Annotated in this window: 24 protein-coding genes; 20 read left to right on the top strand and 4 right to left on the bottom strand. The window is 46.7% G+C overall.

Translation table 11 applies throughout. The features are described from left to right. Positions 1–143: 143 nt before the first annotated feature. Together AC27G9_RS18210 and yciH are read right to left on the bottom strand one after the other, a co-directional pair. Positions 144–941 carry a response regulator gene (locus tag AC27G9_RS18210; protein ID WP_487075914.1) on the bottom strand — a complete coding sequence of 266 codons (798 nt, stop codon included), beginning with the start codon at positions 939–941 and terminating at the stop codon, positions 144–146. A 46-nt stretch (positions 942–987) separates the two neighbouring features. Then, a complete protein-coding gene (gene yciH, locus AC27G9_RS18205; RefSeq protein ID WP_487075913.1) occupies positions 988–1311 on the bottom strand; it encodes a stress response translation initiation inhibitor YciH in 324 nt (107 codons plus the stop codon). Between the two features lie 168 nt (positions 1312–1479). Between yciH and AC27G9_RS18200 the strand changes: the two genes are divergently transcribed. The 8 genes from AC27G9_RS18200 (at position 1480) to AC27G9_RS18165 (ending at position 10723) form a co-directional block, all read left to right on the top strand. Next, positions 1480–1791, top strand: a complete 312-nt coding sequence (locus AC27G9_RS18200) for an STAS domain-containing protein (protein WP_487075912.1) — start codon at positions 1480–1482, stop codon at positions 1789–1791. A gap of 24 nt (positions 1792–1815) precedes the next feature. After that, entirely contained in the window at positions 1816–3459 is a 1644-nt protein-coding gene (locus AC27G9_RS18195) for an ATP-binding SpoIIE family protein phosphatase (protein WP_487075911.1), read from the top strand. 140 nt (positions 3460–3599) lie between these two features. Continuing rightward, positions 3600–4619, top strand: a complete 1020-nt coding sequence (locus AC27G9_RS18190; protein WP_487075910.1) for a Fe(3+) ABC transporter substrate-binding protein — start codon at positions 3600–3602, stop codon at positions 4617–4619. A 7-nt stretch (positions 4620–4626) separates the two neighbouring features. Continuing rightward, entirely contained in the window at positions 4627–6297 is a 1671-nt protein-coding gene (locus AC27G9_RS18185) for an ABC transporter permease (protein WP_487075909.1), read from the top strand. After that, the gene (locus AC27G9_RS18180) at positions 6290–7336 is read left to right on the top strand and encodes an ABC transporter ATP-binding protein (protein WP_487075908.1); all 1047 of its coding nucleotides are present in this window, start codon (positions 6290–6292) and stop codon (positions 7334–7336) included. Before AC27G9_RS18185 ends, AC27G9_RS18180 begins: the two co-directional genes overlap by 8 nt. A gap of 102 nt (positions 7337–7438) precedes the next feature. Further along, positions 7439–8842 (top strand): sensor histidine kinase, encoded by a 1404-nt coding sequence (locus AC27G9_RS18175; RefSeq protein WP_487075907.1) that lies wholly within the window; start codon positions 7439–7441, stop codon positions 8840–8842. After that, a complete protein-coding gene (locus tag AC27G9_RS18170; RefSeq protein WP_487075906.1) occupies positions 8835–9377 on the top strand; it encodes a hypothetical protein in 543 nt (180 codons plus the stop codon). Before AC27G9_RS18175 ends, AC27G9_RS18170 begins: the two co-directional genes overlap by 8 nt. Before the next feature lie 5 nt (positions 9378–9382). Then, positions 9383–10723: a sigma 54-interacting transcriptional regulator gene (locus AC27G9_RS18165; RefSeq protein ID WP_487075905.1), complete on the top strand. Its 1341-nt coding sequence runs from the start codon at positions 9383–9385 to the stop codon at positions 10721–10723. A 61-nt stretch (positions 10724–10784) separates the two neighbouring features. On the opposite strand, the gene AC27G9_RS18160 is transcribed toward AC27G9_RS18165, so the two are convergent. Together AC27G9_RS18160 and AC27G9_RS18155 are read right to left on the bottom strand one after the other, a co-directional pair. Next, positions 10785–12659: a DUF885 domain-containing protein gene (locus AC27G9_RS18160; protein ID WP_487075904.1), complete on the bottom strand. Its 1875-nt coding sequence runs from the start codon at positions 12657–12659 to the stop codon at positions 10785–10787. Between the two features lie 74 nt (positions 12660–12733). Beyond that, the gene (locus AC27G9_RS18155; protein ID WP_487075903.1) at positions 12734–13633 is read right to left on the bottom strand and encodes a DUF72 domain-containing protein; all 900 of its coding nucleotides are present in this window, start codon (positions 13631–13633) and stop codon (positions 12734–12736) included. 183 nt (positions 13634–13816) lie between these two features. On the opposite strand from AC27G9_RS18155, the gene aspS reads away from it, so the two are divergent. From aspS to ybgF, 12 genes are all read left to right on the top strand, one after another. Then, positions 13817–15580, top strand: a complete 1764-nt coding sequence (gene aspS, locus AC27G9_RS18150) for an aspartate--tRNA ligase (protein WP_487075902.1) — start codon at positions 13817–13819, stop codon at positions 15578–15580. Further along, positions 15580–16023 carry a dihydroneopterin triphosphate diphosphatase gene (gene nudB / locus AC27G9_RS18145; protein ID WP_487075901.1) on the top strand — a complete coding sequence of 148 codons (444 nt, stop codon included), beginning with the start codon at positions 15580–15582 and terminating at the stop codon, positions 16021–16023. Before aspS ends, nudB begins: the two co-directional genes overlap by 1 nt. Continuing rightward, positions 16020–16538: a crossover junction endodeoxyribonuclease RuvC gene (ruvC, locus tag AC27G9_RS18140; RefSeq protein WP_487075900.1), complete on the top strand. Its 519-nt coding sequence runs from the start codon at positions 16020–16022 to the stop codon at positions 16536–16538. Before nudB ends, ruvC begins: the two co-directional genes overlap by 4 nt. An 18-nt stretch (positions 16539–16556) precedes the next feature. Next, a complete protein-coding gene (ruvA, locus tag AC27G9_RS18135; RefSeq protein ID WP_487075899.1) occupies positions 16557–17180 on the top strand; it encodes a Holliday junction branch migration protein RuvA in 624 nt (207 codons plus the stop codon). Positions 17181–17190: 10 nt separating this feature from the next. Beyond that, positions 17191–18195 (top strand): Holliday junction branch migration DNA helicase RuvB, encoded by a 1005-nt coding sequence (gene ruvB, locus AC27G9_RS18130; RefSeq protein ID WP_487075898.1) that lies wholly within the window; start codon positions 17191–17193, stop codon positions 18193–18195. A gap of 414 nt (positions 18196–18609) precedes the next feature. Next, complete coding sequence (ybgC, locus tag AC27G9_RS18125; RefSeq protein WP_487075897.1) at positions 18610–19008, top strand: tol-pal system-associated acyl-CoA thioesterase; 399 nt, start codon at positions 18610–18612, stop codon at positions 19006–19008. Further along, positions 18998–19684: a protein TolQ gene (gene tolQ / locus AC27G9_RS18120; RefSeq protein ID WP_487075896.1), complete on the top strand. Its 687-nt coding sequence runs from the start codon at positions 18998–19000 to the stop codon at positions 19682–19684. The genes ybgC and tolQ overlap by 11 nt, the downstream gene beginning before the upstream one ends. Positions 19685–19720: 36 nt before the next feature. Beyond that, a complete protein-coding gene (gene tolR / locus AC27G9_RS18115; protein WP_487075895.1) occupies positions 19721–20140 on the top strand; it encodes a protein TolR in 420 nt (139 codons plus the stop codon). 18 nt (positions 20141–20158) lie between these two features. Then, positions 20159–20932: a cell envelope integrity protein TolA gene (tolA, locus tag AC27G9_RS18110; protein ID WP_487075894.1), complete on the top strand. Its 774-nt coding sequence runs from the start codon at positions 20159–20161 to the stop codon at positions 20930–20932. Positions 20933–20973: 41 nt separating this feature from the next. Next, entirely contained in the window at positions 20974–22293 is a 1320-nt protein-coding gene (gene tolB, locus AC27G9_RS18105; protein ID WP_487076026.1) for a Tol-Pal system beta propeller repeat protein TolB, read from the top strand. 39 nt (positions 22294–22332) lie between these two features. Continuing rightward, complete coding sequence (gene pal, locus AC27G9_RS18100; RefSeq protein WP_487075893.1) at positions 22333–22899, top strand: peptidoglycan-associated lipoprotein Pal; 567 nt, start codon at positions 22333–22335, stop codon at positions 22897–22899. A 1-nt stretch (position 22900) separates the two neighbouring features. Then, entirely contained in the window at positions 22901–23680 is a 780-nt protein-coding gene (gene ybgF / locus AC27G9_RS18095; protein ID WP_487075892.1) for a tol-pal system protein YbgF, read from the top strand. Positions 23681–24214: the final 534 nt, after the last annotated feature.

Raw genomic sequence — 24214 nt, 5'->3', positions numbered from 1 at the left:
AAAAGCGAAAAAACGCTGTAGTATTGATTACGTGCTTTATTTTCATACGCTGACTTTACGAGCCATGGAAACAACTGTCAACCTCTTTGTACGCTTTTACTTAATTTAAATTGCATCAAAGCGTTGACAGTCAGGTGTTAGTGCTAGCCAAGCAGTGCTGCCAGCATCTGACGCACTTCCGTGGATTCAAAGGGCTTATCACAAAGTGCATTTACGCCCGTTTGCTGGATATTTTTCATATGGGCACTATCAGCCGATTCAGACGTTACCATAATGATCGGGATATGGGTCGTTTCTGGATTGAATCGAATAAATTCGGATAATTCCCTACCATCCATTTCCGGCATATTGTAGTCGGTAACAACCAAGTCAAACGCTTCGTCTTTCACCAAAGTTAGCGCTGCTGCTCCATTTTCGGCCTCTTTGATTTTCCTCAGGCCCATTCCTTCCAGAACTCGTCGTATATGATTTCGCGCCAGTCGACTGTCATCGACCAACAATACACGAACTTCGGCAACATCAAACAGCTCAAGATCTAACTCGTCTGTGTTGATCAGGTCGACACTGGCGGATAGTGCTCGGGCAAGATGCTGAGGCTCAAATGGCTTGGGCAGGATAGCGGCGACCCCCGCTTGTTTAAATTCTTCAAGTTTTGCCAAACGGTTTTCGCTAGACACTAACATAAAGGGGATTGAGGCTGTCTCTGGCTCTTCTTTAACGAACTTGAGCAACTCTATCGCTGTGCCATCTTCGTAGTACATCGCGCTCACGATTAAGTCTGCGCCATGTGCTTTGATAGCGGCGCGAGCTTCGGCCAAGGTACTGACTGGATCAATCTCTCCGACTTTTTCTTTTAACAGTAAAGTTGTAATGATCTTGCGCTGAGTATCAGACGGTTCAACTAACACGATATGAAGGTCTGAAATAGATAATTTATCCATGATTGTCTCGTTCGTTGGGCCCGTAGGGCATTAATACTGCAAGTGTTTAACTGCCGGCCAGTTTTACAACAAAAGCTTTCGCTTCAAGCAAGGTCTTTAGTTTTGCTCTATCGTCTGTTTGGACTTCAATTGTCCCCGCTTTTACTGCGCCGCCGCAGCCGCACTTTTTCTTTAATTCTGAACACAGTGTTTTGAGCGATTTCTCGTCTAAGTCAAGTCCATGGATAATCGATACGCCTTTACCTTTGCGTCCCTTGGTTTCTCGATGAATTCTGACTACACCGTCTTTGCTAGTGGACCGTTGTTCTGGCGCTTTTTGTTCGGAAATTCGGCCACCATCTGTACTGTATACTAATCTTGAGTTTTGCATAACATCTCTTTGCACTAAGATTTTATTGATAAAAATCCCAGCAAATTGAAAAACTAGGCTAATATACTAGTAAAATATTGGTAAAAATCCCATAGATTCGTCGCCTTAAGCGACCAGATATATCTCACATCGAAAAACAGGACATTCGTTATACAATTTGGAGGACGTATGAGTATCGATACAGACTTGAGAGATAGCGGTAGCACTTTAGTGATCAAACTAGACGATAAATTCGACTTTGGTAAAGTTCAGGACTTTCGTTTAGCGTATGCTGACTTGAGTGATAACGTGCAAAAAATCGAAGTCGATCTTACTTCAACGGAATACATGGATAGCTCAGCTTTGGGTATGTTACTCAACATGCAAAAAGCCTTGTCGGACCGCACAATTAAATACAGCATTACCAATGCCAGACCTCAGGTCTCGCGCATTCTCAAAATTTCTCGATTTGACAAAAAATTCGATATCAGTGAAGCCTAATTGTTAACCACCAGGTAGACGCTTATGCGAATTTTGGTAGTAGATGATGAGTCTTTGAACCGGTTTTTGCTGGTTCATATGCTCGAAGAGCAAGGCTATACCGAGTGCTATGAGGCGCAAAGTGGCCACGAAGCACTTGAACTTGCTCAACGAGTCTCTCCTGACCTCGTTCTTCTCGACGTTATCATGCCGGGGATGAGTGGTTTCGACGTTGCGCCCAAGCTAAAAGAAATGGCGGGAGACAATTATCTCCCGATTATTTTTATCACATCATTGGACGATAAAGAGAGCTTGGTTAAGTGCCTGGAAGTGGGGGGCGACGACTTCGTCTCTAAGCCATTTGATAAAGTGATTTTATCGGCTAAAATTCGCGCTCACCGCAGAATTCGGACACTCAGTACCCGAATCGAACAACAAAATACCGAACTGAGGTATTACCAGCAACGCGTCGACCGCGAACACGCCATCGTCGAACATATCTTTGATAATGCTATTGTCAATGATCCCAAGGCACTTGAATCTTTCGATTGTGTACTAACGCCGGCCGAGACCTTTAACGGCGACCTCTTCTTGTGTGAAGTCAGTCCTAGCGGGGGCATGTACTTTATGCTAGGGGATTTCACCGGCCACGGGCTTGCCTCAGCGATTGGAGCTTTGCCCGTTACCCGAGCCTTCCAAGCCATGACGGCCAAAGGGTTGTCGGTTTCTGAAATCGCCGCAACCTTGAATCAAATTTTACTCAAACTCCTGCCTGGCGGCATGTTTTTCGCTTCGATTATCGTAGAAGTATCGAATAATGGCCACCGATTAACGGTTTGGAACGGTGGTATGCCAAGCATGATGTTGAAGGGGCCTGACGGCCGAAAAGTGCGGCAGTTCAATTCTAAGCACATGGCATTGGGTATTCTTGAACACCACGAATTTGATTCCGCTTGTGATGTATTCGACACGGAAACGGGTGACCAATTACTGATTTACACTGATGGATTGATGGAGATTGCTGACGCCGAAGGCAAGATGTTAGACGAAGAAGGAGTGTCTGCATGGTTTTATGAAAACCGAGATGTCAGCGCAGATGACTTGTTGGCAAAAGCCATCGTGTATCTGGACGGTGAGCCCGCTCATGATGATATGAGTATAGTGATTTTCACTTGCCAGCCTCTTGACCACCTAGTGGAAGACAAGCCTATCAGTGCAATGCCATTCAGTATACAAGTCGATTTGGAAAGAGCACAATTGCAAAACGATACGGCAATGCAGCACATATTGGCGTTGGTTAATAGCCAAGAAGGGTTGTCCTGGGTCCGTTCGAATTTATTCACAGTGTTGACCGAGATGTACAACAATGCGCTCGAGCACGGTGTTCTCAAATTGGACTCAGAAGTCAAAAGCTGCCCAGAAGGTTTTCTTGAATATTATGAACAGCGGGAAGCCAAACTCGCATCACTGGATGAAGGACAGGTGTCTGTTTCGGTCAGTTACGACCCTGACGACAGAACCATTACCATTCGAGTGACAGACTCTGGAGACGGGTTTGATTACCAACATTTAGAGAGCCAAGCCGACGAGGCCGCTTTTGGCCGTGGCATCTTGTTGTTAAAAGAACTGTGTCGTGACGTTTCTTTTGATAATGACGGCAGAACGACTCAAGTGGTAATGAATGTTTAAAAAACACCCAATGTTAATGAGAATTATTCAGCTTTTCGGGTGAAAAGTCGGAAAACTCGGTTTAAATACCGTTTAGGCCGTTGAGTTATGACTGTATTTTAGCTAACTTGTGGCTCTCTAAATCGACTCAGGACATCACCGTGAAAAAAACTTTGCTCAGCCTTGCCTGTATTTTTTCTGCTAGTCTTTCAAATGTTGCTTTTGCCGCAGATGAAGTCAATGTTTACTCTGCTCGAAAAGAGGCATTAATTAAGCCTTTACTCGACAAGTTCACTGAACAATCAGGTATTAAAGTTAACCTTGTTACAGGTAAAGCGGATGCGCTGATCACAAGAATGGTGAAGGAAGGGGAGTATAGCCCTGCTGATTTGTTAATTACTACCGATGCTGGTCGTTTAGTCAGAGCGAAGTCATCAGCTATCAGCCAACCGATTTCAGACAGCGTCGATTTGTCGAAAGTGAATTCTGATTATGTCGATGGGCAACGTCACTGGGTTGGCCTTACGTTGCGTGCTCGACCCATTATGTACTCTCCAGAACGCGTTTCTGCAGACCAGCTATCGACGATGGAAGCCCTGACTGACGACGGGTGGAAAGGTCGAATTTGTATTCGTTCTTCGAGCAATATATACAATCAATCTATGGTTGCTGCGATGATAGAACAGCTTGGTTCAGAGCAAACGGAAATGTGGGCGAATGGCATGGTAGAAAATTTCGCTCGACCTCCGAAAGGTGGCGACCGCGATCAAATTAAAGCGGTAGTTGCTGGACAATGCGATATCGCAATCGCCAATACCTACTATCTGGCTGGTATGCGTGAATCTGACGATGAACAAACTCGCAACACAGCAAACCAAGTGAAAGTTTTTTGGCCAAACCAAGATGGCCGTGGAGCCCACGTGAACATTTCTGGTGTTGCGGTAGCAAAACACGCTCCAAACCCAGCGGCTGCACAAAAGCTTGTTGAATACATGCTCAGTGACGAAGCTCAGCAATGGTATGCGCAAACCAATGGCGAATACCCAGTAATTGAAGGTGTTGAGTGGAGCGATACACTTAAGGCGATGGGCACGTTCAAAGCCGAAAGTGTACCGCTTAATGTCGTCGGTGAAAAAAATGGCGAAGCACTAAAGCTGATGGACAGAGCAGGCTGGAAATAATATCTCGATGAAAGTATTTAAGTGGGGAAGCATTGCTTCCCCACGTTTCGTTGTAGTTACCGCTTTTTTCTTACTATTGGGGATACTCAGTAGTCTTTTCCTTTCGCCAATCCTTGTGGTGTTCTCTAGTTTGTTTACTGGAGAATGGCAGAACTGGCAGCATCTAATTGACACCGTCTTAGCGGATTACATCCGGTCGAGTTTACTACTCTCTGTGGGAGTTGGCGTTGGCGCTTTGGCAATAGGCACGGCATCTGCTTGGTTAATTGCTCGTTACCAATTTACCGCTAGCCGCCATTTTCAGTGGTTACTTTTTCTACCCATGGCAATGCCCGCCTACATAATCGCCTACACCTATACTGGCATGTTAGATTTTGCTGGGCCTGTGCAGTCACAATTACGCGCCTGGTTTGGCTGGGGCTATCGAGACTACTTCTTTCCGGAAATTCGTTCGATGGGCGGAGCGATTTTTGTAATGAGCTTGGTCTTGTATCCCTATGTTTATATGCTCGCTCGCACTGCTTTTCTGGCGTTACCGCAACGCATGTCCGAAGTGTCTCAAAGTCTAGGCGCGTCCAATTGGCGGTATTTTTCTCGTGTCGCTATGCCGTTGGCCCGTCCGGCGATTATGACAGGTGTCGCGCTCGTGATGATGGAATCATTGGCCGATTTTGGTACGGTGCAGTATTTTGGTATTAACACCTTTACCACTGGAATATTTAGAACTTGGTACGGTTTGGGCGATGAAAATACTGCTGCGCAGTTATCTGCATTGCTTTGTTCTGTGGTTTTAGTTTGTCTAGTGGCTGAGCAATACAGTCGCCGGAAGCAATCGTATTACCATCGGCAATCGAGCCAATCTTTGCAAAAGCCAACCAGATTAACTGGCATCCGCAATATCTCTGCTTTCGGGTTTTGCGCTTTGGTACTCTTACTTGGTTTTATTTTACCCGTAGGGCAATTGCTGGTTTGGAGTATTCAACATTTGCACTTCTGGACATGGGAAGATTTCAGCGCTTTGCTAATGTCCAGTTTTGGTCTCGGCGTTGGCGCTGCGTTGGCTATTGTGGTGTTTGCAATTTGTATGATGTACCTAAAACGGATATTGCCGACGATGCCTTTGAATATCGTCAATCAGGGCTTGAATCTTGGGTATGCCATTCCTGGGGTTGTCGTGGCAGTTGGGATACTCACGCCTCTTGGTTGGATGGATATGGGAGCAAATAGTCTCGCCAAATCTTGGTGGGGGCAGCCTGTCGGCTTAATTTTTTCTGGTTCCCTGTTTGCTCTTATTGTCGCATATGCTGTACGTTTCAATCCAATCGCCCTGCACAACATTCATCATGGCCTTTCGCGAGTAACGCCTAGCATGGATGAGGCGGCGGCATCGCTTGGCTATCGCTATCCGGCTATTTTGAAAAAAGTACATCTACCTTTGATAAAGAGCAGTGTGCTCACGGCAGCGTTATTGGTCTTTGTTGACGTACTAAAAGAATTACCTGCCACACTGGTTTTACGCCCCTTTAACTTCAATACGCTGGCCGTTAAAGCTTACGAGCTGGCATCGGATGAGAGGTTGCAAGAGGCGGCGCTGCCCGCATTACTTATCGTTTTAACTGGGTTGGTGCCTGTCGTGATATTGACCCGAGCTATGTTGAAGGAGTCTTACCATGCTTAACCTCAATGCTGTATCCGTAAGTTATGGCGCGACTCAGGTAGTACAAGAGGTATCTTTGGCGTTGGAAACGGGGGAGATTGGGTGCCTTTTAGGGCCTTCTGGTTGTGGTAAAACCACACTACTACGGGCGATATCCGGTTTCGAGCCTATTACCTCGGGCAACATTGGATTGAACGGCAGTATTGTATCTGAGCCAAACCGCATGACTGCGGTGCAAGAACGCCACCTAGGTTTGGTCTTTCAAGATTTCGCATTGTTTCCTCATCTGACGGTTGAAGGTAACATCGGGTTTGGCCTCCAACATCTCAGTCAAGGCGAGAGAAAGCGGCGGGTGGCTGAAGTACTCATCCTAGTGGGTTTGGAAGACTATGCAGCAACATATCCCCATGCTTTGTCGGGTGGCCAGCAACAACGCGTGGCGCTAGCTCGCGCACTGGCACCAGAACCACAGTTGTTGCTGTTAGATGAGCCCTTCTCCAGTCTCGATACGCAACTCAGACTACAATTAGCTGCAGATATAAGGGAAATACTTAAACGCACCAATACAACGGCACTACTTGTCACACACGATCAGGACGAGGCCTTTGCTTTCGCCGATGTCATTGGCGTAATGGGGCAGGGCAAGTTACATCAATGGGGCAATGCTTATGCGATATACCATCGGCCCAATACGGCGCATGTCGCAGATTTTATTGGCGAGAGTATTTGGCTTGATGCTCAATATGAGAATGCGACCTTGATTTCTCCTTTAGGACAATTTCCTCTGCCAGCAATTGAAGCCGACCCGCATCAGGCCTACAAAATGCTGGTGAGACCTGATGACGTGATTCACGACGACGAATCACCTTATTTTGCCACGATCACCGCGAAGCACTTTCGCGGCGCCAATACGCTGTTTGAGCTTAGCTATTTGGTCGAAGACGGTGCCGCTCCTATTTCGCTGCTGTGTTTGGCACCGAGTCACCACGACCACAGTGTTGGAGACAAGTTTGGTATTCGGCTGGATATTCAAGATACCATCGCTTTTGCCAATGAGTAACACGTCGAGATAACAGCGTATCAAGTTAACCCTTTAAAGTCGGGGTTAATCCATGCATCATGGCTTTTTGCTGCTTTTTAAATTTTGGAACTGCGAGTCGATATGAGAATAGGTTCTCTAAAACAACTGACACTTGGAAGTTTTGCATTGTCTCTTGTTCCTCTGTTCGTATTGCTTTTCCAAAGCCAAAAAGATCTCACTGAATTTGGCGAATACAGCGCTTTAGAGAGCCAGCATATTGTCGATACCGTCAGCATAATGCGCACCATAGAAAACGAATCTGCGAATCTCGAGCGGCGAATGCGACAATTTCAGGTCGTTGACTCTCAGCAGTTGGCTGATGCCATTGGCCAAACGCAGCGGCAGTTGCTGCAATCGGTTACCCTATTGTGTGAAGAACTGCATCACTCGCCGGATTGTCAGTCGACGTTGCTGACACTTGAGTCCAGTTCCGCCTCTTGGCTGGGTTTAACCTCAGACGCTTTGGGACAATATATTCAAAATTTACAAGCTGCAGTGCGCATGCTTTCGGTTGCCGTTGATGAACATTTACAAGTTAAATTGAGCTCGCAACAAGCGCTGTTGCGTGACAAACAAACTCAACAAGCCTGGTTGACTAGCTTATTTGTGTTGATTTCACTTGTACTCATTGTATTGGCCAGCCACGTTGTATTGAAACCAGTCAATACGTTGAAGCAGCTAATACAAGCTATTGCCAAGCAAGATGGTGACTTACCGAAAATTTCTCAGTCGGGGCCAAAAGAGTTAGTGACAATTGAACGGGATTTACATTGGTTGGCGAGTCGATTGTCTCAATTGGAACACATGAGAATGACCTTGTTGCGTCATGCTTCTCACGAATTGAAAACACCGTTAGCCAGTATTCAAGAAGGCAGCAGTCTGTTGCAAGAGCAGGTCGTTGGTGAGTTGAACGGGGCGCAAAAAGAGGTGTTGAGTTTATTGCAGTCAAGTACCCTACGGTTAAATACACTTATCAGCAAATTGCTTGATTATAATTTGTTACTGCAACAAGCCCACGCCAATCGGGTACAGGCCAGTTTAGATGAAATGATATCATCCTGTATCAATGACTATGCATTAGCCCTACAGTCACATCCAGTATCAAAGGACATTGGTGTGGATATCGCCAAAATAGATACCGAACTCACACGACGAATTTTGGATAACCTCTTGTCGAACGCGGTAGCGCACGGTACGCCCAATACGCCTATCTACGTCAAAACTGGCCAAGAGGGGGAGCTGCTCTTTATCGATGTGGCTAATCATGGTGAAAGCATCCCCGAAGATAAGGCGGGCAGTTTGTTTCAGCCTTTTGTTCGCGGCGATCACAAGCGCAACGACAAAGTCGTCGGGGCAGGTTTAGGCCTCTCTATTGTGGCGGATTGCGCGCGAATTCAACAGGGTTCAGTCGCCCTGATTTCAGTCGATTATGCCCCAGTTTGCTTTCGGGTCACTTTGCCACAAAGGAGTGGCCACAATGTATAAATATTTTGTTTTAACTTTTGCTATGGGTTTATCTGGCTGCGCGTCGGTGAACGATTTCAAATGGGGAGAGTCCAACTCTCAACCATGCTTGGTTGCTGCGAACACCGAAACCTTTATCGGAGACTGTGATTTGTGGTACTGGGTTGGGGTTTGGGTCGAAGCGGATGATATGACGTGGCAGCAGCGTCAAAAGCGCATTTCAACGCTATCGGATTCTTTACCACACAGGTTGGAAAAAATTCTTTTATCACAGCCAATGGATACACCTTATCAGGCACGACTGAGAGCCTCACTGTGGCTTGATGATATCTTTCCTCTGTTGAGTGAGCCAATGCAGAGGGCGTTGACGACCATGGTGCAACATCCGAGTAACAGGATATTGGAGTCAGAATCAGCGATTGCGCTGCTCACCAAAGTCAGTGGTGAGCGCCAGTTAGCGATCGAACAGTTGGAACAACAACTAGAACAACAGCAGAAAAAATTAGAAGCATTGGTCGATATCGAATCGACGATAGAGACGGATGCGCAGGAGTGATATCAATGAGTGAACAAAAACCTCATATCCTTTTGGTTGACGACGACGACGCGTTGTTGCGTTTGATGACACTGCGACTTGAAGGAGAAGGTTTTCGTGTGACCACGGCAGAAGATGGGCAAGTTGCACTGCGCAAAGTGCAAACTGACGAGTTTGACGTGGTGTTAAGCGACATTAGAATGCCTGGTTTAGACGGCATGTCGTTGTTTGATCAACTCGTGCGAGTGCGGCAAGATTTACCCGTAATTTTAATGACTGCCCACGGCACCATTGAAGATGCGGTAGCGGCGACAAAGCAGGGGGTCTTGGGTTTTCTAACCAAGCCAGTTGATCACAGCAAGCTGAGGGAATTATTGGGGAAAGCGTTGAGCTTTTCACAGGTTGATGCTCCCGAAGATTGGCGCGCGGAAATTATCACCCGTTCGGCCGAAATGCTCAATGTACTGGACCAAGCTTATCGCATCGCAAAACGCGAAGTCAGTGTATTGATTTCAGGTGCGAGCGGCACGGGTAAAGAGCTATTAGCGAAAGCTATTCATCGCGCGAGTGATAGGTCAGACAAACCCTTTGTAGCCATAAATTGTGGTGCGCTCCCAGAAAATTTGCTTGAGTCCGAGTTGTTTGGTCATGCCAAAGGCGCATTCACGGGTGCGATACAGGCCCATCAAGGGCTGTTTCAAGAAGCCGATGGTGGCACTTTGTTTCTCGATGAAATTGGCGATATGCCCATGACTCTTCAGGTAAAATTGTTGAGAGCGCTTCAAGAACGGCAAATACGACCTGTAGGCAGCAGTAAACATATCGATATTGATGTCAGGGTGATTTCAGCAACCCACAAAAATTTGCATGACGAAATGCAAACCGGCAGTTTTCGCGAAGACTTGTACTATCGGCTCAATGTCGTCAACTTAATTCTGCCTGCATTGAAAGAGCGCAGTGAAGACATTCCGTTATTATCTCGCGAATTACTGCAACAAAGCGCGCAGCGTCACAAGGTTGATGCCACGCAATTTTCCGATGAAGCGATGCAGCACTTGGTGAAATCTGAGTGGCCGGGCAATGTTCGCCAGTTGGTGAATGTGATAGAGCAGTGCGTAGCGCTAACTCAAACGCCAGTGATACCGGCCCATTTGGTCGAGCAAGCGTTAAGAATGTCTAACGTCAGTTGGCCAACGCTGACCGAAGCTCGCGATGCTTTTGAACATCGATACTTGTTTAAGCTGTTAAAAATGACCGAAGGCAATGTGACAAGAGCGGCAGAGCTCGCAGGTAGAAATCGCACAGATTTACACAAGTTGATGAAAAAACACGAGCTGGATGCCGCAGATTTTAGGCATGCTGAATAACACTAAAAAAGCCACCGTAAGGTGGCTTTTTAACGCTTTATAAGGCTAACGCTATGCGTGCTTAAGAAGCCTTAACTTTAGCAATCCAGTGGTTAACATCTTCCCTGACAATCGACATCGGACGGGCTCCTGGCAATAAAATGAGATCGTGAAACGCTTTGACATCAAACGCATCTCCCAGTTGCGCTTCTGCTTGTTGGCGCAATTCCACGAATTGCAGCATCCCTAATTTGTAACCAAGAGCTTGGCCAGGCCACGCCATATAACGCTCAACTTCGGCGATGACATCCGTCATTGAGGTGCCTGTTGTCGTATGGAAATACTCGATGGCTTGCTCTCGAGTCCATTTTTTGCGGTGTAAGCCAGTGTCTACCACTAGGCGCACGGCTCGATACAATTCTGCTTGTAAGCGACCAAGATCACCAAATGGATCGGTTGAATACATGCCAATTTGTTTGGCAACAAGTTCTGAGTAGAGTGCCCAGCCTTCAACATAGGCGTTATAAGGTGCATTTTGTCTCAATAAACCAATGTCTTGCTGCGCCATGTTTAGTGCGATTTGGAAATGATGGCCGGGTACCGCCTCGTGATAGGTTAGTGTTTTTAAGCCAAACTTAGGTACCGCTGCCATGTCTCTGAGGTTAATCCAGTAGATACCTGGACGCGTGCCATCGAGAGAAGGAGGTGTATAGAAACCGCCCGCCTCTCCGGCTTCCGATACTGGGGGAATTCGTCGCACTTCCACCGCTTGCTGTGGGAAGGTTTGGTAGTAGCTTGGGGCTTTCTCCATGATGGCATCAATTTCTACGTTCAAATCATCGAGTAATTGTTGCCGCCCTGCGTCTGAATCTTCATAGAGCATTTCAGGACGTTTCGCGAGGGCAACCATCCTCTCACCAACCGAGCCGTCACGGTAGCCATTGTCAGCTAGGATCTTGTCCATCTCTGCGGCAATGCGTGCGACTTCGTCTAAACCAACCTGATGAATTTCGTCTGCGGTCATTGGCGAATCGCCCAAGTAGCGAATGGCATGGCGATAGAAAGCATCTCCGCCAGGTTGTACCCAAATACCATCACCAGTTGGCGCATCTTGTTGAGACGCGAGAATTGCCCCTCTGGCTTTTTCGTATGCAGGATAGACCACTAGTGTCACTGTTTCGATAGCGTTATTAACTAACTCAGCTTGAGTATCTTGGCTTAAATCCGTGGTCGCTAACTTGTCTTCAAAAGTGGTGACAAGCGCGTGAGCTGAAGGGGCACTACTTAAGAAGCTGTCAAAATAAGCAAGGGTTTTGGGATGAAGGTTTGCCGGTAAGCGGATACCATTTTTCTTGTCGTCTTCGAATTTGCCGAGGACCTCATCAACGAAACTGTCGAAATGCGCCAGCCGTTCCAGATAGGCTTTTGCCTCTGCCTCGTTTGTGACTGATTGTTGGACCTGCATCAATTTGGGGATATCAATCAATGGACCAGAAATTTGATTGATAACGTAGGGAAGGTGCCCACCCCAGGTGTCGATGTAGCCGCCTGAAAAATCGGCAAAGCCCGCGTAGTAATCGAAGATATTACCCACAACGGCTTGATGAAGCTGCTCACTGGGTGCCAAGTCATTACTGCTAACGCTAGCCAAAGATTGACTCGCGTTGCGCATCGCACTTTGCAATTCTGCCATGCCCGCGCTGCTGTAGTTTGGAAAACGCTGGTTATACTCGCCGCCAACCTGCTCCGTCGCTATCGCGAGCATTGTCGATAACGCTGGCTGTTGTGCCATGAAGACTTGGGTGTTTTGAGTAACCACGTTATTTAGCTGTTCGCTTGGCGAAACTTTTTCGGCATTACTCGTTGTTGGTTCTGAGACTGGAGTGGTTGGGGCAGGGCTGCACCCTGACATCGCAATGGCCATTGCCAAAGCGATAGGAGAAACTCGTTTCATCATTGTATTTCTCTGTCTAATTGGATTGTCACCTCATTGATTAGGGTGTGCTATCCATTGTGTGAATATTGCCGGTTTTAATCAAAATCAAACAAACCGTTTTGAGTTTGTCGTGCTGGTATCGGCAAGTGTGCGATTGGTGAACTAGCATACCTTTGGTTGTAAGTATTCACAAAAAATTGTGCTAACCACGGTGCATCCTTGTTGTCGGGCATATGAAAAAACAAATATGGTGTCTTCCCCTCATTGCGCCACTGATGGCACTTAGCGTACCAAGGTGCTAAGCATTTGACGTTAATGTCATGGTCATTGTTGCCAACAAATCGCAGAGTAGGGTTGTTGCCAGTAGCAATGACATTGACGGGAACACGAGGCTTTTTTTGTCTGACATCAATGGTAATGGCATCGTTGGCCGGGCCGGAAAACAATGCCCGCGTATCCATGATTATGCGGTTCGCTTGATGCGCCAGTAAGCATTGGTTCAATGCAATTTCTTGCTCACCTTTGGCAAAGAACAATGGGTGGCGAACCTCTACGGCACACGAGTAACCTCGGAGTGCGGAACTGGCGAGTAAGGTGTCTAACAGTGGTAACTCGTCTGGGCTGAACGCTTTGGGCAATTGAATCAATATTTGACCGAGCTGATTGCCGACATGTGAAACCAACTCCATCTGTTGATGAAGTAATCCTATATTTTCGCCAAGCTTGCTTTTGTGAGTGATGTCTTGGTGCAGTTTAAACGTAAATTTGAAGTTGGGTGGAACACTGTCCCGCCACTTCTTGATTTGGTCTTCGGAAGGTAACGAATAGAACGTCGTGTTACCCTCTATCGTATTGAAAACACTCGAATATTGGCTTATCTCGCTAGGGGCTGAAGGACCTGTTGTAAACCATTGACCATGCCAATCTCTATGGTTCCACATGGGGAGGCCAATATGAGGTTGAGGTAAAATTTGATTGTCATCGGTATTTGTCATTGGGCTTTACAACGCATTTGTTTATACTATGCGGCCTTAAAATCTTCTAAATCGCGTATTCGCTAATATAAGCGCTATGTAGATTGAGCTATTACGCCGCTTTGATGTGTAACTGATACACTGAATTGGGCCATAGCGTATCGAAAAACACGCGAAAATAACAACTATCAGGGGTCGAGGACCATGCGCACAGATTACTGTGGGAACATTAATGCATCTTTTGTCGGTCAAGAAGTCACATTGTGTGGCTGGGTAAACAAACGTCGTGATTTAGGCGGTCTGATTTTTATCGACTTGCGCGATCGCGAAGGTATTGTACAAGTCGTTTTTGACCCTGACTTGCCAGAAGTACTTGAGTTGGCCAACACGCTTCGCAATGAGTTCTGTATCGAAATTAAAGGTAAAGTACGCGCGCGTCCTGAAGGGCAGGTCAACAAACAAATGTCGACGGGCGAGATCGAAATCTTGGGTACAGGCCTGAGCATTTTCAACAAAGCTGCGGTATTGCCACTAGACTGGAACCAAGAAAACTCGGAAGAGCAGCGATTGAAATATCGTTACTTGGATTTACGACGTCCCGTCATGAGTCAGAAATTGCAATTTCGCGCAAAAGTCACTGGTGCCGTGCGTCGCTTCCTAGAAGATCAAGGCTTTTTGGACATTGAAACTCCAATATTGACCAAAGCGACACCTGAGGGCGCGCGAGATTACTTGGTGCCGAGCCGCACACATAAAGGTGAGTTTTTTGCGCTACCGCAGTCGCCTCAGTTGTTCAAACAGCTGCTTATGATGTCCGGTATGGATCGTTATTATCAAATTGTTAAGTGTTTCAGAGACGAAGATTTGCGTGCTGATCGCCAACCTGAATTCACACAAATTGATATCGAAACCACGTTCCTTGATGCTGATGGCGTTATGGCTATCACAGAGCGCATGATTCGCGACTTGTTCGATAAAATGCTTGGCGTGGACTTGGGCGATTTCCCTCGCATGTCATACGAAGAGGCAATGCGCCGCTTTGGTTCAGACAAGCCAGATATGCGTAACCCACTTGAGCTAGTCGACGTTGCTGACATAGTTAAAGACGTCGACTTCAAGGTATTCAGTGGCCCAGCCAATGACGCAAAAGGTCGTGTAACTGTCATCAGAGTGCCCGGTGGAGCGTCACTCTCGCGCAAACAAATTGATGAATACACCAAGTTCGTTGGTATTTATGGCGCGAAGGGCCTAGCGTGGTTGAAAGTGAATGAGACCGCCAAAGGAATTGAAGGCCTACAGTCACCTATTCTGAAATTCCTCGGTGAGGACGTCGCGAATCAATTGCTAGAGCGAACTGGTGCGACTGACGGCGATATACTGCTATTTGGTGCAGATAGTGCGACAGTCGTGACTGAAGCCCTAGGGGCGTTACGCCTTAAATTGGGTGAAGATTTCGAATTGTTGGAAGGCGAATGGAAACCGCTTTGGGTGGTTGATTTCCCTATGTTCGAAGAAATCGACGGCCAATTCCACGCACTTCATCACCCGTTCACAGCTCCTCGCGGTTTGTCGGCTGACGAATTAAAGGCGGCACCAGGCACAGCCTTGTCAGATGCTTATGACATGGTACTTAACGGTGTTGAGCTAGGTGGTGGTTCTGTGCGTATTCACGATCAAACGATGCAATCGGCAGTGTTCAGCATATTGGGCATTGACGAAGAAGAAGCGCAAAGCAAGTTCGGTTTCTTGTTAGAAGCCCTGCAGTTTGGCGCACCACCTCATGCCGGTTTGGCATTTGGTTTAGACCGTCTTGTGATGCTGATGACAGGCGCGTCGTCAATTCGTGACGTTATGGCATTCCCGAAAACTACAACGGCAGCGTGTCCGCTGACTGATGCCCCTGGACAAGCCAATCCACAACAGTTAGAAGAACTCGCTATAGCGACTATTGCCAAGAAGCCAGAGTAATGGCGTTAAAGCGTCCAGAATCAGTGCTGGTGGTGCTCTATGATGAGCACCACCGAGTGCTTGTCCTGCAGCGTGATGATGACGCCGAGTTTTGGCAATCTGTGACAGGTACGATAGAGCTGGGGGAATCGCCAATTCAAACCGCCTATCGCGAAGTCGCTGAGGAAACGGGTATTGTCTTAAACCCAGACGTAAACGCGATTCACGATTGCCAAACCACAAATTTCTACACTATCCGCAAAAGATGGTTGCACCGTTACCCACCGGGTACCTCGCAAAACAAAGAACATGTCTTTTGCGCTCAAATCCCTGCTGATGCCAATATTGTATTGACTGAACATCTCGCTTTTGAATGGTTGGATAAAGCCAGTGCTATGGATAAAGTTTGGTCGTCTACTAATCAAGATGCGATTAAGTTGTTTGTGCCGGAGCCTCATTCATGATTATACTGGGTATAGATCCAGGTTCTCGTATTACGGGTTATGGTGTAGTGGTTCGAAAAGCCGGCAAATTGCATTATTTAGGTAGTGGTTGTATTCGCGTTGGAGAGGGGAGTTTACCTGACCGATTGGCGAAGATTCATGCGGGGGTAAGCGATATCATCCGCCAGTTTAATCCCACTCAATTTGCCATTGAACAAGTGTTTATGGCAAAGAACCCAGATTCAGCACTGAAACTGGGCCAAGCGAGAGGTGCAGCGATTGTCGCGGCAACGCAAGCCGAATTGCCTGTTGCTGAGTATTCGGCGCGACAAATAAAGCAAGCGGTAGTGGGAAAAGGCAGTGCTGATAAATCGCAGGTACAACACATGGTTCGTCACTTGTTGAGCTTACCAGGTACGCCTCAAGCGGATGCCGCAGACGCCCTTGCCGTCGCCTTGTGTCATGCCCATACGGAACAAAGCTTAATTAAGCTAGCTGGCCAAGCGAAGAAAACCGTACGTGGCCGGTTGCGATAACAAAAAGAAGTTAGAAATATGATAGGTCGAATTCAGGGTACGCTCATAGAAAAGCAACCACCAGAAGTGCTGATAGATGTTGGCGGGGTGGGGTATGAGATACAGATGCCAATGACAAGCTTTTACGCGTTACCCAACGCAGGTGAGACGGTAACAGTTTACACCCACTTTGTTGTCAGAGAAGATGCACAGTTGCTCTTTGGCTTCTCAGATAAATTCGAGCGAGGCCTATTTAGAGAGTTAATCAAGGCCAATGGTGTTGGTCCCAAATTGGGGTTGGCGATACTATCTGGTATGTCGGCGAGTCAGTTTTTAACCAGTGTTCAACACGAAGACGTTTCGGCGTTAGTGAGTTTGCCCGGCATTGGTAAGAAAACGGCCGAACGCTTGGTCGTAGAACTAAGAGATCGCTTGGCCAATTTTGCCAAACAGCAGTCGGTCAATGTCGATGCATTTGCGCTTGCTGAACCTCAATCGGGTGACACCATAGTCGCTCGCAACGATGCGAAAGAAGAGGCGTTGAGTGCGCTGGTTGCGTTGGGCTACAAGCCTGCCCAAGCGAGTAAAATGGTCAACGGTGTTTACACCGAAGGAATGGATAGCGAAACGGCTATTCGCGAAGCGTTAAAAGCGGCATTGTAGCGAGTGAATCATGATTGAAGCCGACCGACTAATTACACCCACTGCCAGCCAAGAAGAAGAAGCCATTGATAGGGCAATACGCCCTAAAATGCTCGATGATTACACAGGGCAACCCCATGTGTGTGAGCAGATGGAAATCTTCATCGAAGCGGCGCGTCAGCGAGATGATGCACTTGATCACTTACTGATTTTCGGGCCTCCAGGTCTTGGGAAAACGACGTTGGCCAATATTGTCGCCAATGAAATGGGGGTCAGTATAAAAACGACCTCTGGGCCAGTATTGGAAAAGGCGGGTGACTTAGCAGCACTGCTGACCAATCTCGAAAAAAACGATGTGTTGTTCATAGATGAAATCCACCGTTTGAGCCCTGTTGTTGAAGAGATTCTCTATCCGGCGATGGAAGACTATCAACTCGATATCATGATCGGTGAAGGCCCTGCTGCGCGATCCATTAAGTTAGATTTGCCACCGTTTACGCTAGTTGGTGCTACTACTCGTGCGGGGTCTTTGACGTCGCCATTACGCGACCGATTCGGTATTGTTCAACGTCTAGAGTTCTATTCAGTGAAAGACTTAACCACCATTATTGAACGCAGCGCGCATTACTTGAATTTAGATATGGATGAGTCGGGTGCGTTTGAAGTGGCAAAGCGTTCTCGCGGTACCCCGCGAATAGCGAACCGTTTATTGCGCCGCGTTCGAGATTACGCGCAGATAAAATCTAACGGCGAAGTCACACAAGACGTAGCAGCCAGTGCCCTCGACATGTTGGATGTCGACAAAGAAGGCTTTGATTACATGGATCGCAAACTGCTAGAGGCGATTATTGAGAAGTTCGACGGTGGTCCAGTGGGCTTAGACAATTTGGCGGCGGCGATTGGTGAAGAAAAAGAAACCATTGAAGATGTGATTGAACCTTTCTTAATTCAACAAGGCTTTTTACAGCGCACGCCAAGAGGCAGAATTGTCTCTCAACGGGCCTACCTACACTTTGGTTTTACACCCAAAGCCTGACCAATCTGGCTCTGCTGTTTAACGGAGCCTCTTCAAATTTCAGACAAAAAAAAGCCCGTTCAAATTGAACGGGCAAAACAACAAGTGTTGAAGGAAATAAATCCAGGGAACTCATGTCTAACAGAGAGAAAAAAACTTTCGCACAACCGTTTCGACATTGATGCCGCAACCATTGCGCTCTGTATGACTGATGGCGCTCATTATAGCGAGGTTAGCTTTTCTGACAATTGAGTTAAATTTTGCTTTCGAATTAGAAAAACTAATGTGTAAAAAAGTTGTAAATCCAGCTTGTTGAATGCTTTTTGCTCTAGCTCCCTTTTAATATGGGGTTTGTGGCGCGAGGTCTAATTTGTAATTGTCTGAATGTCATTAAAATATAATAATGTTTATTAATGCAATTTTGAGGGTGAAGTTATGCATTCACTAGCCGTAAGAGTTTATTACGAAGATACCGATGCCGGTGGTATTGTGTATTACGCTAACTATTTAAAGTTCATGGAGCGCGCAAGAACTGAGTGGTTGCGGGATTTAGGCTATGAACAAGACGATTTATTGGAACAATCTGTTGCTTTCGTCGTCAAACACGTTGAAATGCATAATTATGCGCCCGCTAAGTTCAATCAGCTGTTGAGTATTGATACGCAGATTGTAGAATTAAAGGGCGCTAGCATGACATTCAAACAAACAATAACTAACGAGCAAGAGACCCTCTTGGTTTCTGCACAAATTAAAGTAGCGTGTGTCGATTTGGCGGTAATGAAACCCAAACGATTACCCGCTGCGCTATTAGGGGATATTTCGCGTGTCATCTGATCTTTCTTTTATCGGACTTTTTCTCGAAGCAAGTATTGTCGTACAGCTAGTGATGCTGCTATTGATGAGTGTTTCGGTTGCCTCATGGACATTTATTTTTCAACGTAGCAAAGCCTTGTCTGCGGCGCGGTCGGAAATGCAGGACTTTGAAGATAAGTTCTGGTCTGGCGCTGACTTAAATCGCCTTTATCAGGAACTCAGCGCGCAAACGTCGATCAATGGTATGGGCAGCATTTTCTGTTCGGGTTTCAAAGAGTTTGTGCGATTGCGTAAAAGTAACAGCGCACCGACCGCTATTGTTGATGGTACCTATCGAGCGATGCGTGTCAGTATGTCTCGTGAAGTCGATAGTTTAGAAAGCCGCTTGCCCTTCTTGGCAACAGCTGGGTCTATCAGTCCCTACATCGGTCTGTTCGGTACGGTTTGGGGTATTATGAATTCCTTCATTGCGCTGGGCGAAGTGCAACAAGCGACTTTAGCCATGGTCGCACCCGGTATCGCAGAGGCGTTGATCGCAACGGCAATAGGCCTATTCGCTGCAATACCCGCGGTCATCGCTTATAACCGTTTCAGCCACCAAGTCGAAAAACTTGAAAACAGTTACGGCAACTTCATGGAAGAGTTTTCTGCGATTTTGCATAGGCAAGCCCATGCTGCTCAGCAAACCCAGGCTTAAGTCTCGTTCACAAATTAGTTAGAGAAGGAGACAATCATGTATGTAAGAAAACGTCGTAGACCGGTTTCTGAAATCAACGTGGTGCCATACATCGATGTCATGTTAGTACTGCTGATTATCTTTATGGTGACCGCACCTTTAATTTCACAAGGTGTGAAAGTGGAGCTGCCTAAAGCTAGCGCAGAACCCATTGAGCAACAAGATATCCCGCCGCTTATCGCGTCTGTCGATGTCAGAGGCGCCTACTTCCTGAATCTAGGTGATAACCAAGAACAAGAAGTGGATCATACTGAGATGGTAGCATTGGTTCAGGCCCAGCTTGAAAAGCAACCGCAGACCCCTGTTGTGGTAAAAGGCGATGGTCAAGTTGCCTACAACGAGGTGATTCAACTTATGGTATTGCTACAAAAAGCAGGTGTGCCATCAGTTGGTTTGATGACAGACCCAGTTGAGTAAGCATTAGTGGCAAATAAAATGACCCCTGAACAAAGTGCATTGGTGAAATCGTTAGGTGTACATCTCACGGTTTTAGTGGTGCTAGTATTCAGCGTGAATTTTGATGTGGTTGATATCCCCGACGTGTCGGCTAGCCAGCCGCTACCTGTGATAGAGGCCACATTTATCGATGCTCAGGCCATCGCGGATAAAAAGAAAGCCGATGCGGCAGCGGCCGCAGCTGAACAAGAAAAAAAACGCAAAGCTAGAGAGGCGGCGGACAGGCGAAAACGGGCCGCAGAAGCCAAGCGAGCGAAAGAAAAGCAGCGGAAAGAAGCCGATGCGAAGCGACGCAAAGAGCAAGAGCTAAAACGTTTGGCAGCCCAAAAAGCCAAAGAACGCAAAGAAAGAGAGGCCGCGGCCAAAGCAGAAGCTGAGCGCAAAAAGCGCCAAGAAGCCGAACGGCAAGAAGCCGAGAGGATAATGCAGGAGCAACTGATTGCTGAACAGCAAGCGATTCAGCAAAAAAGACAGAAATATGTGTTGAGTGAGCGAGAGCGCTATACCGCACTTATTCGTCAAACGGTGATGCGTTATCTCATCGAGGATGAGAGTTTTAAAGACAAAACCTGCCGGCTCAATATTCGTCTTGCGACGACAGGGCTTGTGACGAAAGTTACCCGTTTGTCTGGTGATCAGGCATTGTGCCGCGCTGCAGAATCGGCAGTGCGCAGACCAGATAGGCTACCAATGTCGTCGGAATTGGACGTGTACGAAGAATTAAAAGATATAACGATAAGGGTGGAATTGTAGTGTCGTTGAAAAAACTCAGGTATGGAATTGCCGCTCTGGTTATGGTGATAAGCACTGTAGCGCAGGCGTCATTAGAAATCGTCATTACGGAAGGCATTGATAGTGCCCGGCCGATAGGTATCGTGCCATTTAAATGGCGAGGTGATGGCGTATTACCCGGTGAACTGACCGAAGTCATCATTAATGATCTGCGCCGCAGTGGTAAGTTCAATCCTATTCCACTCATGAAAATGCCGCAGTTTCCAGCCGATGACAGTGAAGTAGACTATTCAGCTTGGGCCGCCGCTGGGGTTGATACGATTTTAGTCGGGACCGTGGAGCCAGAGTCGATTGACCGTTATGTGGTGCGTTTTGAATTGATAGATGTGTTACGTGGGCAAATTACCGGTGGTAAATCACAGGTCTTGAAAGACGGTGTGCTGGTGGAAAGCGAAGATCACCTCATCGACCAGCGCTCTGCTGTTATCAACGGCAATGACTTTCGACAGTATGCGCACCGTATCAGCGACGTGGTATACGAAAAGCTCACGGGTGAAAAAGGGGCGTTTTTAACCCGTCTGGCCTACGTGATTGTGCGCGACCGCAATTCAACTAATTTGCCTTACCAACTGGTGATTTCTGATTATGATGGCGAAAATGAGACCCGTTTGCTCTCTTCACCAGAGCCACTGATGTCACCGTCTTGGTCTCCCGATGGCGAGAAGCTAGCTTATGTGAGCTTTGAAAACCGTCGTCCACAAATTTTCATTCAAGATATTTACACAATGAGTCGTACTCGAATGACGGATTTCCCGGGTATTAACGGTGCGCCGACGTTCTCTCCTGATGGCAAACAATTGGCGATGGTATTGTCAAAAGATGGCAATCCCGAGATATACGTGATGGACATTGCGACCAGAAATTTACGTCGAATTACACGAAATCGTGCAATAGATACTGAGCCAGCTTGGTCTCCTGACGGTAAGAGTCTGATATTTAGTTCAGAACGGGGTGGTAAACCTCAGATTTATCGCGTAAATTTATCATCAGGAAAAGTGCGACGTCTGACTTTTGAGGGTGAGCAGAACCTCGGCGGCACGATTACGCCGGACGGGAAGCAATTGGTACTAGTAAATCGTACCTCTGGTAACTACCATATTGCGAAGCAGAACTTGAAAGATGGGGCAATTGAAGTACTCACCAGAACCTATCTGGACGAGTCGGCAAGCATTGCTCCTAATGGCAGTATGATTATATACAGTACTTTGCACGAGGGGACGCAAGTATTGTCGCTGGTATCACTTGATGGGCGCTTTAAAGCGCGATTACCAGCAGCCAATGGGCAAGTGAAATCGCCCAGTTGGTCACCGTTTTTATTTTGATTTAACAATTACACCTATAACAATATAAGGATTACGAGGATGCAAATGAATAAAGTAATGAGAAGCTTCATCATCGCTTTACCTGTTGTGACTTTGATGGCATGTCAATCTGGCCCAACTGAAGCCGAGAAAGAAGCCGAGCGCAATCGAATTGCAGCGGAGCAAGCAGCTGCTGAAAAAGCACAGGAAGAAGCGCGTCAAGAGCAAGTGCGTCTTGAAGCGATCGAGCGTCAAAAACAAGCTGAAGAACAAGCTCGCGCTGACCTTCAAGCTCTAATCAATGACCAAACCGTTTACTTTGACTTTGACCGCTCAAGCATCAAGTCTGAGTTTTACCCTGTTCTTGATAAGCACGCTGCATTCCTAGTGAAAAACCCAACTCAGTCTGTTGTGATTGAAGGTCACACTGATAGCCGTGGTACACCAGAGTACAACATTGCATTGGGCGAGCGTCGTGCAAAAGCGGTGGAAACTTACCTACTAAACGCAGGTGTTAGTGGTAGCCAAATTTCTGTTGTGTCTTACGGTGAAGAGAAGCCAGCAGTGATGGGTTCAACTGAGTACGCAATGGCTCAAAACCGTCGCGGCGTAGTGACTTACCAATAATATGAAGATAAACGCCTTTCGTTTAGCTATGCGCGGCACATTGACTAGTGCCGCTCTAGCGTGCTCTTTGTCTGCTGTTGCCCAGGCGCCAGTATCTGATGTCAACGTATCGTCGGATATCGAACAGCGTCTTGCTGTTCTTGAGCGTATGGTACAAAGCAGAACGCAAACGCAGCATCGCTTACAGGAACAACTTGATACCATGCAGTATGAAGTTGACTCTTTGCGCGGTGCGGTTGAAGAACACACGAACCAGCTTGAAAAAGTATTGGAACGTCAAAGAGAGTTGTATCTCGAGATAGATAAACGTGTTGAAGCGCTAAAAAGTGCAGGGACTGTGGCATCTGTACCTAGTGTGCAAACACCGCCTGCATCCTCGGTTCCACAAGGTGGTGGAATTCGCAATCCGGAAGATGTTGCAATCGCGTACGAAAATGCGGTCAACCTGATTCTGAAATCTCGTGAATATGACAAGGCGATTCCTGCTTTTCAACAATTCTTGGCTCGCTTCCCAGATAGCGAATACGCGCCTAATGCGCATTATTGGCTTGGACAGTTGTTGTTTAACAAGCAGCAATGGGCAGAGGCTAAAGAGCAGTTTAGTATCGTAAACACCAAGTTTACCGATTCAGCTAAACGCCCCGATGCGATTCTAAAGCTCGGTGTGATTGCAGAGCGTCAAGGCAACACGGCGCTAGCTAAACAACTCTTTAATCAAGTGGTGAATGATTTCCCATCTTCATCGGCCAGAAAGCTGGCAGAGGCAAAATTGAATAAATAAAAAAGGCGCTAACAGCGCCTTTTTTATTGCCCTAAGGAAAAATTCACGTTCGATACCGTTTTTTTGCAAAAATCTTTCTACGCCACTCTTTATCATTGTGGCTTTATTGAGCAGCCTTTAATGTGTTGACAATTTTTTTAAGAAAATCGAAAAAAAATTTTGGTTTTTTGATTTAAAAATGAGCGGTTGAACATTTCGCACCTCACCTTAAACGAAAAAATTCCTTCTTAAATTTGTTTATTTGTACTTTTTTCACTAGGTTTAAAGTTCGGTTTTCAGTTTACTCACTACAAAAGTATCTCGTAAGGCGAGTTTTTCTGCCTTTTGTTTGTACAATTTGTGCTTAATTTGTTCGGTTGAACTGTTTTTGCCACAAAAGTGCAAAAATAAGTGTTTTTTCGCTTGCACACGAAAAATTTATGGGTAATATATGCCGCCGTTGCCAAGCACAGGCAACAACAGAAAGACGAAGGGTCGTTAGCTCAGTTGGTAGAGCAGTTGACTTTTAATCAATTGGTCGCTGGTTCGAATCCA

Source organism: Alteromonas sp. 5NS40-0096, assembly GCF_057544385.1.
This window is presented reverse-complemented; position numbering and strand designations above follow the sequence as displayed.

Bases quoted from the DNA above. Each gene is read 5' to 3' on its own strand.
- AC27G9_RS18210 (WP_487075914.1), bottom strand. From the start codon at position 941: ATGGATAAATTATCTATTTCAGACCTTCATATCGTGTTAGTTGAACCG.
- yciH (WP_487075913.1), bottom strand. From the start codon at position 1,311: ATGCAAAACTCAAGATTAGTATACAGTACAGATGGTGGCCGAATTTCC.
- AC27G9_RS18200 (WP_487075912.1), top strand. From the start codon at position 1,480: ATGAGTATCGATACAGACTTGAGAGATAGCGGTAGCACTTTAGTGATC.
- AC27G9_RS18195 (WP_487075911.1), top strand. From the start codon at position 1,816: ATGCGAATTTTGGTAGTAGATGATGAGTCTTTGAACCGGTTTTTGCTG.
- AC27G9_RS18185 (WP_487075909.1), top strand. From the start codon at position 4,627: ATGAAAGTATTTAAGTGGGGAAGCATTGCTTCCCCACGTTTCGTTGTA.
- AC27G9_RS18180 (WP_487075908.1), top strand. From the start codon at position 6,290: ATGCTTAACCTCAATGCTGTATCCGTAAGTTATGGCGCGACTCAGGTA.
- AC27G9_RS18175 (WP_487075907.1), top strand. From the start codon at position 7,439: ATGAGAATAGGTTCTCTAAAACAACTGACACTTGGAAGTTTTGCATTG.
- AC27G9_RS18170 (WP_487075906.1), top strand. From the start codon at position 8,835: ATGTATAAATATTTTGTTTTAACTTTTGCTATGGGTTTATCTGGCTGC.
- AC27G9_RS18165 (WP_487075905.1), top strand. From the start codon at position 9,383: ATGAGTGAACAAAAACCTCATATCCTTTTGGTTGACGACGACGACGCG.
- AC27G9_RS18160 (WP_487075904.1), bottom strand. From the start codon at position 12,659: ATGATGAAACGAGTTTCTCCTATCGCTTTGGCAATGGCCATTGCGATG.
- AC27G9_RS18155 (WP_487075903.1), bottom strand. From the start codon at position 13,633: ATGACAAATACCGATGACAATCAAATTTTACCTCAACCTCATATTGGC.
- aspS (WP_487075902.1), top strand. From the start codon at position 13,817: ATGCGCACAGATTACTGTGGGAACATTAATGCATCTTTTGTCGGTCAA.
- nudB (WP_487075901.1), top strand. From the start codon at position 15,580: ATGGCGTTAAAGCGTCCAGAATCAGTGCTGGTGGTGCTCTATGATGAG.
- ruvC (WP_487075900.1), top strand. From the start codon at position 16,020: ATGATTATACTGGGTATAGATCCAGGTTCTCGTATTACGGGTTATGGT.
- ruvA (WP_487075899.1), top strand. From the start codon at position 16,557: ATGATAGGTCGAATTCAGGGTACGCTCATAGAAAAGCAACCACCAGAA.
- ruvB (WP_487075898.1), top strand. From the start codon at position 17,191: ATGATTGAAGCCGACCGACTAATTACACCCACTGCCAGCCAAGAAGAA.
- ybgC (WP_487075897.1), top strand. From the start codon at position 18,610: ATGCATTCACTAGCCGTAAGAGTTTATTACGAAGATACCGATGCCGGT.
- tolR (WP_487075895.1), top strand. From the start codon at position 19,721: ATGTATGTAAGAAAACGTCGTAGACCGGTTTCTGAAATCAACGTGGTG.
- tolA (WP_487075894.1), top strand. From the start codon at position 20,159: ATGACCCCTGAACAAAGTGCATTGGTGAAATCGTTAGGTGTACATCTC.
- tolB (WP_487076026.1), top strand. From the start codon at position 20,974: ATGGTGATAAGCACTGTAGCGCAGGCGTCATTAGAAATCGTCATTACG.
- pal (WP_487075893.1), top strand. From the start codon at position 22,333: ATGCAAATGAATAAAGTAATGAGAAGCTTCATCATCGCTTTACCTGTT.
- ybgF (WP_487075892.1), top strand. From the start codon at position 22,901: ATGAAGATAAACGCCTTTCGTTTAGCTATGCGCGGCACATTGACTAGT.